Annotated in this window: 15 protein-coding genes and 1 pseudogene; all 16 read left to right on the forward strand. The window is 46.4% G+C overall.

Features of this window, described 5'->3' with window-relative positions:
- Window positions 1-51: 51 nt before the first annotated feature.
- Window positions 52-951 (forward strand): annotated as a pseudogene (gene ftsY, locus K5677_RS02895) (signal recognition particle-docking protein FtsY); the annotation flags it as partial.
- Window positions 952-1,423: 472 nt separating this feature from the next.
- Window positions 1,424-2,005: an RdgB/HAM1 family non-canonical purine NTP pyrophosphatase gene (rdgB, locus tag K5677_RS02900; RefSeq protein ID WP_296724448.1), complete on the forward strand. Its 582-nt coding sequence runs from the start codon at window positions 1,424-1,426 to the stop codon at window positions 2,003-2,005.
- A 1-nt stretch (window position 2,006) separates the two neighbouring features.
- Window positions 2,007-2,309 carry a YhbY family RNA-binding protein gene (locus K5677_RS02905; protein WP_028514769.1) on the forward strand — a complete coding sequence of 101 codons (303 nt, stop codon included), beginning with the start codon at window positions 2,007-2,009 and terminating at the stop codon, window positions 2,307-2,309.
- Window positions 2,309-3,004 carry an NAD(P)H-dependent oxidoreductase gene (locus K5677_RS02910; protein ID WP_296724450.1) on the forward strand — a complete coding sequence of 232 codons (696 nt, stop codon included), beginning with the start codon at window positions 2,309-2,311 and terminating at the stop codon, window positions 3,002-3,004. Before K5677_RS02905 ends, K5677_RS02910 begins: the two co-directional genes overlap by 1 nt.
- 13 nt (window positions 3,005-3,017) lie before the next feature.
- Complete coding sequence (locus K5677_RS02915; protein WP_296724452.1) at window positions 3,018-4,208, forward strand: nicotinate-nucleotide adenylyltransferase; 1,191 nt, start codon at window positions 3,018-3,020, stop codon at window positions 4,206-4,208.
- 29 nt (window positions 4,209-4,237) lie between these two features.
- Window positions 4,238-5,725, forward strand: a complete 1,488-nt coding sequence (locus K5677_RS02920) for an LCP family protein (RefSeq protein ID WP_296724454.1) — start codon at window positions 4,238-4,240, stop codon at window positions 5,723-5,725.
- Window positions 5,726-6,085 (forward strand): ribosome silencing factor, encoded by a 360-nt coding sequence (rsfS, locus tag K5677_RS02925; RefSeq protein WP_296724457.1) that lies wholly within the window; start codon window positions 5,726-5,728, stop codon window positions 6,083-6,085.
- Window positions 6,086-6,090: 5 nt separating this feature from the next.
- On the forward strand, window positions 6,091-6,435 hold the full coding sequence (locus K5677_RS02930; RefSeq protein ID WP_296724459.1) for a hypothetical protein: 345 nt from the start codon (window positions 6,091-6,093) through the stop codon (window positions 6,433-6,435).
- Between the two features lie 28 nt (window positions 6,436-6,463).
- A complete protein-coding gene (gene leuS, locus K5677_RS02935) occupies window positions 6,464-8,896 on the forward strand; it encodes a leucine--tRNA ligase (protein WP_296724462.1) in 2,433 nt (810 codons plus the stop codon).
- A gap of 192 nt (window positions 8,897-9,088) precedes the next feature.
- Window positions 9,089-9,262 (forward strand): 30S ribosomal protein S21, encoded by a 174-nt coding sequence (gene rpsU / locus K5677_RS02940; protein ID WP_009984057.1) that lies wholly within the window; start codon window positions 9,089-9,091, stop codon window positions 9,260-9,262.
- A 77-nt stretch (window positions 9,263-9,339) separates the two neighbouring features.
- Window positions 9,340-9,873 carry a YqeG family HAD IIIA-type phosphatase gene (locus K5677_RS02945; RefSeq protein ID WP_296724464.1) on the forward strand — a complete coding sequence of 178 codons (534 nt, stop codon included), beginning with the start codon at window positions 9,340-9,342 and terminating at the stop codon, window positions 9,871-9,873.
- A complete protein-coding gene (gene aroQ, locus K5677_RS02950; protein WP_037324512.1) occupies window positions 9,870-10,301 on the forward strand; it encodes a type II 3-dehydroquinate dehydratase in 432 nt (143 codons plus the stop codon). Before K5677_RS02945 ends, aroQ begins: the two co-directional genes overlap by 4 nt.
- A 10-nt stretch (window positions 10,302-10,311) precedes the next feature.
- The gene (locus K5677_RS02955) at window positions 10,312-11,376 is read left to right on the forward strand and encodes an aminopeptidase P family protein (protein ID WP_296724466.1); all 1,065 of its coding nucleotides are present in this window, start codon (window positions 10,312-10,314) and stop codon (window positions 11,374-11,376) included.
- A gap of 86 nt (window positions 11,377-11,462) precedes the next feature.
- Window positions 11,463-12,020: an elongation factor P gene (efp, locus tag K5677_RS02960; RefSeq protein ID WP_024859977.1), complete on the forward strand. Its 558-nt coding sequence runs from the start codon at window positions 11,463-11,465 to the stop codon at window positions 12,018-12,020.
- 48 nt (window positions 12,021-12,068) lie between these two features.
- On the forward strand, window positions 12,069-12,557 hold the full coding sequence (locus K5677_RS02965) for a CD1247 N-terminal domain-containing protein (RefSeq protein WP_296724468.1): 489 nt from the start codon (window positions 12,069-12,071) through the stop codon (window positions 12,555-12,557).
- A gap of 382 nt (window positions 12,558-12,939) precedes the next feature.
- Window positions 12,940-15,354 carry a family 43 glycosylhydrolase gene (locus K5677_RS02970; RefSeq protein WP_296724469.1) on the forward strand — a complete coding sequence of 805 codons (2,415 nt, stop codon included), beginning with the start codon at window positions 12,940-12,942 and terminating at the stop codon, window positions 15,352-15,354.
- Window positions 15,355-15,413 lie beyond the last annotated feature (59 nt).

Here is a 15,413-nt window from a genome sequence, read left to right on the forward strand (position 1 = left end):
AGTTTCGTTTTTCATTTCGATAAGTATAATAGACCATGTTTGGAGGATATAATGGGACTTTTTTCTAAAATTGCCAGCGGTCTCAAAAAGACCAAGGATTTTCTTTTCGGCGGTATCCAGAGGGTACTGAATCAGTTTACCGTCATTGACGAGGACCTCTTCGAGGAGCTCGAAGAGCAGATGATAATGAGCGATATCGGCGTAGAGACCTCCGAGGAGATATGCGACAGGCTCCGCAAAAAGATAAAGGAGCGCGGTATCACCGATCCAAAGGAGATAATGGGACTTATCCATGAGGTTATTTCCGAAATAATGGGCAACGATACAGGTCTTGACCTGTCTGTATCTCCCGCAGTCATCATGGTCATCGGTGTAAACGGTGCAGGCAAGACCACAACTATCGGCAAGCTCTGTCACCAGTTCAAGCAGGAGGGCAAGAAGGTTCTTGTCGCAGCAGCCGATACCTTCCGTGCAGCTGCTATCGATCAGCTGGAGGTATGGACTCAGCGCGCAGGTGTTGACATAGTAAAACACGCCGAGGGCTCAGATCCGGGTGCAGTAGTTTACGACGCTCTGGAAGCTGCAAAGGCGAGAGAGTGTGACGTTGTAGTTATCGACACCGCAGGAAGACTTCACAACAAGAAGAACCTCATGGAGGAGCTGAAAAAGATAAACCGTATCATCGACAGCAAGGCAGGAGACTGCTCACGCGAGGTGCTTCTCGTTCTTGACGCTACAACAGGACAGAATGCGGTAAATCAGGCTAAGCTTTTCAGTGAGACTGCTCCTATCACAGGTATAGTCCTCACAAAGCTTGACGGTACAGCTAAGGGCGGTATCGTTATCTCTATAAAGAACGAGCTGGGTATTCCTGTAAAGCTCATAGGCGTAGGTGAGAAGATAGACGACCTGCAGCCCTTTGACAGCAATATGTTTGTTGATGCTCTCTTTGCAGCTCCCGAGGAGATCGAGGAGCTTGCCGAGGCTGAGGCAGAAGAAGACAGCGAGTCTGAGGGCTATGACGAGGAAACAGAGTACGGTGAGGACGAGGATACTGTTGAGGTAGACGGCGTAAAGGGCTACTACAACGAGTACGGCGCATTCATTCCTTATGAAGATGATGAGGAAGAAGAATACGATGAAGAGTCCGACGATGAGGAAGCCGAGGAGTACGATGCTGAGCCTGAGTCAGATGAAGAAGACGAGGAAGCTGAGACTGATGAAGATAAAGAGTCTGAGGCTGTTAATGAAGATGAAGACGAAAACGAGGCGGAAGCCGAAATCGACAGTGATGAGACTGAGGACAGCGAGCTGACAGAGGACGAAGCCGAGGAGGAACCAGAGGAAGAGCCGGAGGCTGCTTCTGAGCCTGAAAAGAAGAAAAAGCGCGGCTTCTTCAGCAGACTTTTCGGAGGTAAGGACAATGATTAAGCAGCTTGTAATGGCTACAAATAACGCAAACAAGCTCCGCGAGGCAAGAGAGATACTTGCACCTCTCGGAATAGAGGTGCTGTCTCAGCGCGAGGCAGGGGCAAACTGCGATCCCGAGGAAAACGGCAAGACCTTTAAAGATAATGCACTCATCAAGGCAAGGGCTGTATACGAGGCTGTAAATCTGCCGACTATTGCCGATGACAGCGGTCTCTGTGTTGCTGCACTTGATGGACGTCCGGGAGTTTACTCCGCAAGATACGCTCCCGAGGGACAGCACTGTGCGAAGCTCCTTGAGGAGATGAAGGACGTTCCCGAAGAAAATCGCGGAGCTGCATTTGAGTGCGCTATCGCTTACATAGATGAAAGCGGCAGCCATACCATAACAGGGGAGTGCAAAGGTGCTATCGGATATGAGCAGCGCGGTACAAACGGCTTCGGCTATGACCCTGTTTTCATGGTAGGGGAAAAAAGCATGGCGGAGCTCACCGCAGATGAAAAGAACGCAATAAGCCACAGAGGTGCGGCTCTCAGAGGGCTGTACAGTTATCTGAAAGAAAGATTTGGTGAATGATATGCTTACAAGCAAACAGAGAGCATACCTGCGCGGTATAGCTTCAACATATGAGACCATATATCAGGTCGGCAAGGGCGGAGTTACCGAGGCAATGTGCAAGGATATAGAGGCAGCTCTTACCAAGAGAGAGCTTATAAAGCTGAGAGTTCTTGACAATTCGGGCTGGACAGCAAGAGAGGCTGCCGACGCTATTGCCGAGCAGACAGGTGCTGACGTAGTACAGGTCATTGGAAGCAAATTCGTGCTTTTCAAGCGCAACGAAAAGGAGCCTGTTATCGAGAATATCCCTAAGGCTAAGTAATGAAGGTACTGATAATAAGCGGCACCGACCACAAGGGCTCGTCCTACAGTATCGTGCGTATCATGGCTGAGAAGCTGACAAAGCCCGAGAATATCAGTGAGGTGTTCCTGCCCCGTGATTTTGATGAGTTCTGCTGCGGCTGCACAAGCTGCTTCACAAAAGGAGAGGACAAATGCCCTCATGCTGCGAAACTAAGTCCCATAACGGAGCTTATTGACAGCTCGGAAGTTATCATACTGACATCACCTGTGTACGTTTATCACTGTACGGGACAGATGAAGGCTTTGCTCGACCACTACGGCTGGCGCTGGATGGCGCATCGTCCTGAGGAGAAAATGTTCAGCAAGCAGGCGGTAGTTGTCTCAACAGCCGCGGGAGCAGGTGTAAAGTCCACCATGAAGGATATGGCGGACAGCTGCTTTTTCTGGGGCATACCTCAGACCTACAGGCTTGGCAGAGCCGTTGCGGCAACAGACTGGCAGAGCGTAAAGCCGAAGATAAAGGACAGCATAAACGCAAAAGCTGACAGTATCGCAAAAAAGATACTGAAAAGGCAGGGAAAAGTACCCATTTCGCTGAAAACAAAGGGATTTTTCAAGATAATGAGCCTTATGCAGCGAAACGGCTGGAACAAAACCGACGCAGACTACTGGAAGGAAAAGGGCTGGACAGAAAGCAAACGCCCGTGGAAATGAATGGAGTGATGATATGCGCATAGGAATATACGGCGGAAGCTTCAATCCCGTTCATAACGGTCATATACATCTTGCGCAGACAGCGCTACGGGAGTTTTCTCTTGACAGGCTTTATTTAGTACCGTCAAGGAAGTCGCCTCACCGTTCAAGTGCGGAGTATGCTCCCGACGAGGACAGACTGGAAATGCTCAGGCTCGCCTGCAGAAACAATGATAAGCTTTTTGTCAGCGATTATGAGATAAAAAGCGACAGAGTGAGCTATACTATATACACTGTAGAGCAATTCCGCAGTGAATTTCCCGAGGCTGAGCTGTATCTGCTTGTGGGAAGCGATATGCTCCTCAGCTTTGATACATGGTATCGCTTTGAGGAGATACTGGCGCAGGTAACGCTGTGTGTGGTATCCCGTGAGAGCGGAGACCTGCCTGCTCTGAGAGCAAAGGCAGAGGAACTCAGCAAATTCGGCAATATACTGGTATCAGAGGCTGATCCGAAAGTGATCTCAAGCACCGAGATCAGAAAAAAAATTGCCAAAAATAAGGATTTCGCTTGCTATCTTGATGAAAATGTAGTACAATATATAAGATCAAAGGGATTATATTCAGTCAGAGGTGAAGGAAAATTGCATTATGATGCAGACGATAAAAAGAAATACCTGAAAGCTAATTTATCGGTGAAAAGATACACACATTCTCTGAATGTTGCCGACGAGTGCAGAAAGCTTGCGGAAAAGTACGGAGAGGATCCCGAAAAGGCATATTTTGCAGGGCTTTTACATGATATCTGCAAGGAAATGCCCGATGATCAGCAGAGAGCTCTTGTAAACGAGAGCGGTTATACAGTCTGCCGCGAGGAGCTTGAAACACGCTCGCTGCTTCACGGCATTGCAGGGGCATATTTTATAAAAAAAGAGTTTGGAGTAGAGGATATAGATATTCTTAATTCCATCAGATTTCATACGGTCGGACGGGCAGGAATGTCCCGTCTTGAGGAGATAGTCTACATCGGCGACCTCATTTCCGCCGAAAGAGACTACAAGGACGTGGATAAAATGCGCAAGCTGGCTTATACTGACCTTAACGCAGCTATGCTGGAGGCTTTTGCGTTTTCCATGAAGTCGGTCATAAAAAAAGGCGGAGTTATACCGATTTGCACCGCAGAGGGATATAATTTTTATACCCGGATTTCAAAAGCAGAGAAATAAAATACTTGGAATTTGAAAAGAGGACTCAAATGAACCGAGAAGAACGTAACGAGGAGTTATATAACAGAACTAATGGAGCTCCGAGGCAGGTAAAACCTCTTCGCAAGCTCAAAAGAGTTGATGACAACAGACCAAAAGAGCCCGAGTATCACGGATTGCACGAGGCTCCTTCCATAGATATAAGGATCGAGGGGGAAGAGCCTCCGAGACCTGAGATAAGAGAACAGCAGTACCACGGGCTTCACGAAAAGGGCAGGGAAAGCTTGGTTGAATCGGCGGATTATGACGACGACTTCGATGACGAGCCCAAAAAGAAAAAGAGCAAAAAGGACGCGCTTATAAAGCTTACCTCTATCCTGCTCAGTATCGCAGCCATAATCGCTCTTTTCCTTAATATGCCTATACTCTGGTATAAAAAGAGCGGTCTTCCCGATGAAAGGGTGTCTATAATCACCTATTTCAAGCGCTGGCAGCCTACTGTAGACATTGAGGGCGAGCTTGAAAAGCCGCAGATCAACCTCAATGTGGATACCGACATCGTTAATGATGACTTTACAGACGGACTTGACCTTCCTCAGCTCGTTGAGGGACAGTATACCGTACTTTTCCTCGGCTTTGACGAGGACGTAGAGAATACCGACGTTATCTGGATATGTCAGTTCGATATAGCAGCTGCAAAGCTGCATATCCTTCAGGTTCCCCGTGACTGCGCAGTTCCGAACTATACAAGCAACGAGACCACAAAGATCAACAGCGTTTACAGCTGCGGCGATCCTGAGATAAGCAAGATACAGCGTGTTGTAAACTGTGTACAGGAAAACTTCGGTATCCCGATAGACGCATATATAACAACTGCCTGCTTTGATATAGTTGATATAGTTGACCTCATCGGCGGTATCCCGATGCACCTCGATAACGAGATAATCTATGAGGCTGACAAGCAGATACCAAAGGGCGATGTGGTCCTTTCGGGACAGCAGGCTGAATGGTTCGTGCGTTTCCGCCATGAATGGCTTCAGGGCGATATCGGACGTGTACAGAATCAGCGCCGCTTTATGCAGGCAGCTATGAAGAAGCTTCTCGATATTGTCAAGAACGAGGGCAAGATGAAGCTATACAGCTATCTCAATACTATCTACAAGAATAAGTGGATAGCAACAAATATGAGCGTTGACGACCTCAGCAAGCTTGCAGACTTCGGTGCGACCCTGCAAATGGAAAACGTAAAGGTGGATATGGTGCCCGGTGAGGACGCGATATACTATGCTTACGACGGCAAGGAGTACAGCATCTACTCTATACACAAGAGAGCTACTGTTGATAAGCTCAATGAGAATTTCAGACCTTATCAGCGTCCTATGCTGCTCTCTGAGAGCAATATAATTGAATTTGTTGAAGAATACAATTATCAGTACGAATTATATGACGATACGGGAATGACCTTCGAGGAGCTTGAAACAGCTACAGAGCCTCTCAGAGATCCCGAAATGAAACCGTGGTGGAAGGAAGATGAATAAATGACAGAGCAGGAAAAGCTTGAACTTATTATAAAAACTCTCGACAGCAAAAGAGGCGAGGATATACAGGCTATCAAAATTTCAGACCTGACCATTCTTGCCGATTATTTCGTAATAGTAAACGGTACCAGCAATACCCATGCAAGAACTCTTGCAGACGAGGTGGAATTTGTCCTTTCACAAAAGGGCATAGAGCCCCTGCGCCGTGAAGCTGATACAGGAAATACATGGATAATCCTCGATTATGCCGATATAATCGTTCATGTATTTTACAAGGATACCCGTAATTTCTATAAGCTTGAGGGCTTATGGGCTGACGGTGAGCAGATAGATATCAGCGATCTTGTTACCAAGGAGTGAGTGCTTTGTTAGATCAGAAGGAAAGAGGAAACAAGATATGTATAGCTATGGCGGCATATGTTGTTGCAAAAGCAGTGCTTAATATGGTTCTTGCAAAGCATTTTGCCCTTGTCACCCTGCTTGTGGCACTTGCAGAGGCGGCGGTATTCTTTGTAAGGTTCAAGTACGTAAATTACGTTCTTGCCGCAGTCCTTGCCCTTACGGCAATTGTTTACCTGCCGCAGAATATAGCCAATATCGGTGCAAACTGGATATACCTCTTAGAGGGCATTATAGACATCGGCTGTGCAGCTCTGCTGTGCTTTAACCGCGATGTCAAAAGCGTATTTTACAGATTACCAAATGTTTAATAATTAATAATAAAGGAATGATATTACAATGAGCAGATATGATTTCACATCTGTTGAAGCCAAATGGCAGAAATACTGGGAAGAACATGAGACCTTCAAGACTGATGTATGGGACTTCAGCAAGCCTAAGTTCTATGCGCTTGATATGTTCCCTTATCCTTCGGGAGTAGGTCTCCACGCCGGACACCCTGAGGGCTATACAGCTACCGACATAGTTTCACGTATGAAGCGTATGCAGGGCTATAACGTCCTTCACCCGATGGGCTATGATTCCTTCGGACTTCCCGCAGAGCAGTATGCCGTAAATACAGGCAATCACCCCAACGGCTTTACTCAGGAGAATATCAAGACCTTTTCAAAACAGCTCAAGGAGCTGGGCTTTGACTATGACTGGTCAAAGATGATAGCAACGTCCGATCCCGAGTTCTATAAGTGGACTCAGTGGATATTCAAGCAGCTCTACAAGGACGGCTACGCTAAGTACATTGATATGCCTGTAAACTGGTGCGAGGAGCTTGGAACAGTTCTCTCCAACGATGAGGTCATCGACGGCAAGTCAGAGCGCGGCGGATTCCCTGTAGTCAGAAAGAATATGAAGCAGTGGGTAATTGACCAGCCTGCATTTGCTGAAAAGCTCCTTGAAGGACTTGACGAGATAGACTGGCCTGAGTCCACAAAGGCTATACAGCGCAACTGGATAGGCAAGTCCACAGGTGTTGAGGTGGAATTTGACATCATAGGCGGCGGAAAGTTCTCTATCTTTACCACCTGTATCGAAACTATCTATGGTATCACATTCATGGTCCTTGCTCCCGACGGAGCTATAACAGAGAGCCTTCTCGACCGTGTGCAGAACAGGGAAGAGGTCGAGGCTTACATTGCTGAGACCAAGAAGAAGAACGATATGGATCGTACCGAGCTCAACAAGACCAAGTCAGGCTGTGAGCTCAAGGGCGTGACCTGTATAAATCCCGTAAACGGCAAGGAAGTCCGTATGTTTATTGGAGACTTCGTCCTTGCAAGCTACGGTACAGGCGCAGTTATGGCTGTACCGAGCCACGATCAGCGTGACTTTGAGTATGCTGTAGCTCATAACATAGACATGATTCAGGTAATCGACGGCAATGACGGTCATATCGATGTTTCCGAAGCAGCTATGGAAAAGACAGAATATCTCGGAAAGGGCTACAAGCTCATCAACTCCGAGGAGTTCACAGGTCTTACTGTTGAGGAAGCTAAGGAAGCTATCACGGTGAAGCTTGAAAAAATGGGCAGAGCAAAGCGTACTGTAAACTATCACTTCCGTGAGTGGATATTCGCACGTCAGCGCTACTGGGGCGAGCCTGTTCCGATAGTTCACGGTGAGGACGGCGAGATACACGTTCTTGACGACGAAGAACTGCCGCTTATTCTTCCTGAGCTTGACGACTACAAGGCCAAGAACGGCAAGGCCCCCCTTGAAAATGCAACTGAGTGGAAAAAGTACGACAGGAACGGCATAAAGGGTACACGCGAGACCTCAACTATGCCCGGAAGTGCAGGTTCAAGCTGGTACTATTTCAGATATATTGATCCTCATAACGACAAGGAGTTCGCAAATCAGGAGCTTCTCAAGCACTGGATGCCTGTAGACCTCTACATAGGCGGTCCCGAACACGCTGTAGGACACCTTATGTACTCACGTATCTGGAACAGATACCTTTACGATAAGGGCTTGGCGCCTACAAAGGAGCCATTCAAGAAGCTGGTTCATCAGGGCATGATACTCGGCGAGAACGGCATCAAAATGGGTAAGCGCTTCCCCGAGTTCGTTGTAAATCCTTCAGATATCGTAAGAGATTATGGCGCAGATACTCTCCGCCTTTATGAGATGTTCATGGGACCTCTTGAAGTAAGCAAGCCGTGGAGCAAAAACGGCGTTGAGGGTGCAAAGAGATTTATCCAGAGAGCATGGAACTTCTTCACAGAGGCTGAGAACCTCACTGACGACAACGACGGCAGCCTCACAAAGGTGTACCACCAGACAGTCAAGAAGGTAACTGACGACTATGAGAAGCTTGCCTTCAATACGGCTATCAGCCAGATGATGATATTCGTAAACGCAGTATACAAGAACGGCAAGTGCCCGAGAGAGTATGCTGAGGGACTTATAAAGATGCTTTCATGTATCACACCTCATATGGGCGAGGAAATATGGAGCATCATGGGGCATAATGATACTATCGCTTTTGAGAGCTGGCCTTCATACGATGAGGAGCTCTGCAAGGAGGATACTATCGAGATCGTTGTCCAGATAAACGGCAAGGTCAAGGCAAAGCTCAATATCGCTGTTGACGCTGACAAGGATTCCGTAATGGAAATGGCTATGTCTGATGAAAAGGTCAAGGAGTCTATCGACGGAAAGACCATTATCAAGCAGATATATGTACCAAATAAACTTGTTAATATTGTTGCAAAATAACGAATTTTTAAGTAAAAGAAAAAATGCTTGACAACGAGCAGAAAATGTGGTAAACTTATACTATATTCTTTTATATTTATTTAAGTAAATCTGCTATATGGTGGGGTATATGATGACTAACACCTTTTGGTGCTTAGTATAGAGCTTTGGAGCAGTGCTCCGAGCAACCTCTGAACAAGGGAGGGAAATTTAGTGGCAGAAGTTCGTGTTGGCAAAAACGAGTCTTTAGACACAGCTCTTAAGAGATTTAAGAGATCATGTGCAAAGGACGGCGTAATTGCTGAGGTTCGTAAGAGAGAACACTACGAAAAGCCTTCAGTAAAGCGTAAGAAGAAGTCTGAGGCAGCTCGTAAGCGTAAGTATTGATCTTGCGGAATTATTAATGTTGATAAAAGCGGGCTGCGGCTCGCTTTTTCATTTGTTGAACGGAGTTGACAAAAAGCTTGGGATTCAAACATAAAATTACAAAGACCGACGTGGATTTTGCTTTCAGAAAAACAGTGAATATATCTCCAGATTTTCTGAAAAAGCATGGTATCAGAGGACTCATTCTCGATGTTGACAACACGCTCACGACGCATGACCACCCCGTACCTGCAAAGGGTATCAGGGAATGGCTGGAAAAACTGAAAAATAACGGCATAAAGCTTATAATAGTATCAAATAACAGCGCTGAAAGAGTCAAGCCCTTTGCGGATCCGCTGGGACTTGACTTTGTAAGTGACAGTGGAAAGCCGCTGAAAAGGGGATACAAGGCAGCCATGAAGAAAATGGGGCTTTCTTCCTCAGAGACCGCCGCAGTCGGCGATCAGCTCTTTACCGATGTGTGGGGAGCTAATTTTGCAGGAGTAAAAATGCTCTACGTTGAGCCTATGGAGCTTGAACCCAAAAGCAAGCGCTTCATACGCTTCAAGAGAGTACTGGAAAAGCCGTTTCTTCCCAAAAAATTTGCTGACGATACAAAGGAGAAATTATGATAAAGAAAATACTTGTTATCCATGGTCCTAACCTTAATCTGCTGGGAGAGCGCGAGCCGGGAGTTTACGGAAACGCCAATATCGACACCCTCAACAGCAATATCATCGACCGTGCAAAGGAACAGGGGCTGGAGTGCGAGATATTCCAGTCAAACCATGAGGGAGCTATTATCGACAAGCTCCACGCCGCAAGAAAGACCTTCGACGGCGTTATCCTCAATGCAGGGGCATATACACACTACAGCTACGCTATCCGCGACGCTATTGCAGCTATCAAGATACCGGTCATAGAAGTACATATCAGCAACGTTTTCGCGCGCGATGAATTCCGTTCCAATTCCGTTATCGCTCCTGTATGCAAGGGCAGCATAAGCGGCTTTGGCTTCGGAAGCTACTACCTTGCAGTTCAGGCTCTTGCGGAGCTCTGAGAGGTGCGAAATGACGAGATTTGAAAGGCTTTTTGAGGTGTTTGAGGGCGCCGACTGCGCTCTCATAACATCTGACATAAACAGAAGATATTTCACTGGTATGAAGTCCTCGGCAGGAGTGATCCTTGCCTTTCCTGAAAAGGCTTATCTGCTCATAGATTTCCGTTATATAGAAAAAGCAAGAGCTACAGTCAGGGACGCCGAGGTCATTGAGATGAAGAAGCTCTACCCTCAGATAAAGGAACTTCTTAAAAATCATGGAGCAAAGACTGTTGCTATCGAGTCTGAGACTATGACAGTCAAGGAGCTTCACGCCTATGAGCACTTTTTTACTGATTATGAGTTTATCCACAATGACTCGCTGAGCAATGCAATTGCCGCTCTGAGAATGACAAAGGACTCAGAGGAGATAGAATGCATCAAAAAGGCTCAGGCTATAGCCGAAAAAGCCTTCGATGAGCTGCTGGGCTTCATAAAGGCGGGAGTTACCGAGCGTGAGATAGCTCTTGAGCTTAACCGCCTTATGTATGCATATGGTGCAGAGGATCTTTCCTTTGATACCATTGTTCTTGCAGGAGCTAATACCTCAATGCCGCACGGAGTACCATCTGACAAAAAAGTGGAGAGCGGTGAGTTCGTGCTTATGGATTTTGGAGCAGTTTATAACGGCTATCACAGCGATATGACGAGGACTGTCTGCGTAGGTGAGCCGGACGATGAAATGAAAAAGGTATACGATATCGTTCTTAAAGCTCAGCTTGCGGGTATAGAGGCTGCAAAGGCTGGTATAACGGGAAGTGAGCTTGACAAGGTGTCACGTGATATTATTGAAAAGGCAGGCTACGGAAGCTGCTTCGGACACTCACTCGGACACGGTGTTGGTATGGAGATACACGAAAAGCCCAATGCTTCGCCGAATTACAAGCTGCCTCTCAACGAGGGTGCTGTAGTTACCGTAGAGCCCGGTATCTATATCGCAGGCAAGTTTGGCGTGAGAATAGAAGACTTTGTCATTTTGACCGAAAACGGCTGTGAAAACTTGACAAAAACGGCAAAAACTCTCATATCTTTATAATAATATCACATTAGGTATTGCAAAAATCTCGAAAATGTGATAAAATAAAGTATCATATTAATTTGAAAAATACGGAGGTATTTATAATGATTTCAGCAGGAGATTTCAGAAACGGCGTTACCTTTGAGCTTGACGGACAGGTAGTTCAGGTCATCGAATTCCAGCACGTTAAGCCGGGTAAGGGTGCTGCTTTTGTAAGAACAAAATATAAGAACGTTATCACAGGTTCTGTTGTTGAAACTTCTTTCAACCCAACAGCTAAGTTCCCAACAGCTTATGTTGAGAGAAAGGATATGCAGTACAGCTACAACGACGGCGACCTTTATTATTTCATGGACCTTGAGACATATGAGCAGGTTCCGATCAGCGCTTCTATCCTCGGCGACAGCTTCAAGTTCGTTAAGGAAGAGATGATCTGTAAGATACTTTCATACAAGGGCAACGTATTCGGCGTTGAGCCGCCTAACTTCGTAGAGCTCAAGGTAACACAGACTGATCCCGGCTTCAAGGGCGATACAGCTACAAATGCTACAAAGCCTGCTACACTTGAGACAGGCGCAGAGATCAAGGTTCCTCTCTTCATTGATGAGGGCGAGGTTATCCAGGTAGATACAAGAACAGGCGAGTATATGTCAAGAGCATAAGCTCTCAGGTGTACTTTATATACTATAATTCGAGAGGAGGAGCTTGCTATGAAGCTTACCGAGAAAATGTCATATTTACAGGGACTTATTGACGGTCTTGAGATCGATTCTTCCACTAAGGAGGGAAAGGCTCTTATCCAGATGTCAGAGGTAATGTCAGAACTGGTGCTCTATGTTGAGGACCTGCAGTCACAGGTAGACGAGCTCACAGAGCTTTGTGATATCCTTGATGAGGATCTTGGCGCAGTTGAGGACGACTTCTATGATGATGACGATGACTATGACTGCGATGACTGTGATGAGTGCGACGATGATGACGATGATGACTGGGACGATGAATTCGACTTTGACGATGATGACGATGAGCTTTATGAGATCACCTGTCCAACCTGCGGAGACACGATTCTCCTTGACGAGGGCATGATCGAAGAGGGTTCTATGAACTGCCCTAACTGTGATGAGCTCCTTGAGTTTGATTACGACGATCTTACTATCGAGGACTTCGAGGACAAGGCAGAAGAGCCTGAAAAGAAGTAATAATCAAAAGCACATAGCTGCGGAATGGGATAACCTGTTCCGCAGTTTTTTTATGCCTTCAAGTGTCTCTCGGAAGATAGAATATGCTGTTTTTCTGCTAAAGTATGGAACGAAAACAACGTATATATGTAAAATAATGTCGGTTTTTCAAGTAAAATAAAAAAAATATGCTATAAATTATTAATATTGCGCTATGATGTTCATTTTGTCCACCTAATCCGCATATATTCAGTTGCAGTTTTTTGAGCAAAATGTTACAATTAATTAAAATTGGAGTAATAATATACGTTTATAATGACGTATCGGAGAAAAACTTTTTTGTCATTGTGTACAAAATAGTATTAATGAAAAGTGGGATATTAAAATTGAAGGAGGAATTATCATGAAACATTTCAAACCTATGAAAGCTGCGGCTTCTGTGCTTGTTGCAGCAGCTGTTGCCCTGCCGTCGATAACGGCTTCGTCAAGCCTTATCAGTGCTCCTGCATCGGCAGCTTCCACAATTAACAACCCTATCATATGGGCAGATGTACCCGATGATGACATAATCAGAGTCGGTGACACTTATTATATGGTCAGCACGACCATGTTCTTCAGCCCCGGCGCTCCTATTATGAAGTCTAAGGACCTCGCAAACTGGGAGATATGCAATTACGTATTTGATACCTATGCAAACGGTGATGTGCAGAATCTGAAAAACGGCAAGCATGACTATTCTCACGGACAGTGGGCTACAAGCCTTCGCTACAACGAGAAGAAGGGCAAGTACTATGCATTTTTCGGAAGCTACGGCTCGAACAAGTCATACATATGCTCTACTGATGATATAGAAAACGGCGAGTGGTCGCGTGTTGAGCTCAATGGTATGTACCACGATGCTTCGATTCTCTTTGATGACGACGGAAGAAATTACCTCGTTTCAGGCGCAGGCGGCACTTGCAGCATCAAGGAGTTCAACTCGGAGATGACAGGCTGGAAGTCCGGCGGACTTGAAAAGCAGCTCTTCAAGACCAATTTCAACAACCTTGCAGGTGAGGGCTGGCATATCCAGAAGATAAACGGCTATTATTATATATTCGGTATCGCATGGCCGTCAGGTCACGGCAGACTTGAGTTCGTATACCGTTCAAAGAGCCTTACAGGAAACTGGGAGAGCAAGACTATTCTTGACTCAGGTCTTGGCTCATACGGAAGCGGCTGTGCTCAGGGCGGTATCGTTGATACTCCTGACGGCAAGTGGTACGGACTTCTTTTCCAGGACCACGGCGCAGTTGGACGTATCCCTGTCCTTGTTCCCGTAAACTGGCAGAATGACTGGCCGATGATGGGCGTAAACGGCAAGGCGCCTCTCACTCTTGACCTCGGTACAACAAAGGGTACTGATGTGGCTGGCGACGACAGCTTTGACTACACCACAAACGACCTCGCTCTTGAGTGGTCATGGAACCACAATCCCGACAATACAGCATGGTCAGTTACCGAGCGTCCGGGCTGGCTCCGTCTTAAAAACAAGAATATGGCGTCACATCTGCTCAATGCAAGAAATACCCTTACGATGCGTACTGAGGGACCTGCCTGCAGCAGCTATATCAAGCTTGACGCTTCAAATATGAAACCGGGCGACTATGCCGGCCTTTCTGCATTCCAGCTCAAATACGGCTGTATCGGCGTCCGCGTAGATGACAATGGCGGCAAGAAGGTCTATATGTCAGTTAATACCGGCAGCGATGTTCCGACGAGCTCCAACAAGATTGTTGCTGAGCAGAATATGAACGGCGACGAGGTATACCTCAAGGTGGATTTCAAGTTTGCCAACGTAAACTCTGACGGCAGCTCCTCCAACAATATAGATAAGGCTAATTTCTATTATTCATATGACGGTCAGAACTGGACAAAGCTCGGTCAGGAGCTGTCAATGTCCTATGACCTCAAGCTCTTCACAGGCTACCGCAGCGGTATTTACAGCTATCCTACAAAGTCCACAGGCGGTTATGCAGATATTGACTTCTTTGAGTACGACCGTCAGACATGGAACGGCTGTAACGGCAGCAAGGTGCTCAGCGGCACACCTGTTGTTATAGAGCCCGATGAGAACGGCTACTACTTCCATAATACCTTCGAGAGTGGTACAGACTCGTGGACAGGCAGAGGCTCTGCAAGCGTTGCTTCCGATAAGACAGAGTTCTATGATGGTGCAGCTTCACTCGCTTGTACAGGCAGAGATGCAAGCTGGAACGGTGCTTTAAGGACTCTCTCCTCCAATGTATTCAAGGCAGGAGAGGAGTACAGCTTCAGCACTGTTGTAAAGTATGACGAAGGTCCTGCTTCTCAAAAATTCTACCTCACACTTCAGTATGAGGTAAACGGCGAAGTAAAATACGATAAGATAGCTACAGTTGACGAGCTGCCAAAGGGCGAATGGGTTCAGCTGGCAAATACTAACTACAAGATACCAGAGGGCGCTTCAAATCTACAGATGTACGTTGAGACAGATTCCGACGATTACAGCTTCTATGTTGACGAGGCTATAGGCGCTGTTGCGGGAACTGCTATAGACGGACCACAGGCAATAAGTGTTATTTATGGTGATGTAAACGGCGATGAAGCAATAAACAGCTTTGATATAATAGCTGCAAGAAAGGGCTTGATCTCTGAGAAATTCGCTGACGAAAGAGCTAAGAGAGCCGCTGATGTTGACAAGAACGGCAAGGTTGAGATAAGTGACCTTGTACAGCTCCAGAGCTTCGTTCTTGGCAGGATACAGGAGTTCGGACAGCCTGACTCTGAGAGAGGTTAACGGCGGACAGTAAATACGAGACAGTTTACTTAACGCCAAAGCATCAATAAAGCTTTACA

It is taken from the genome of Ruminococcus sp., assembly GCF_024684275.1.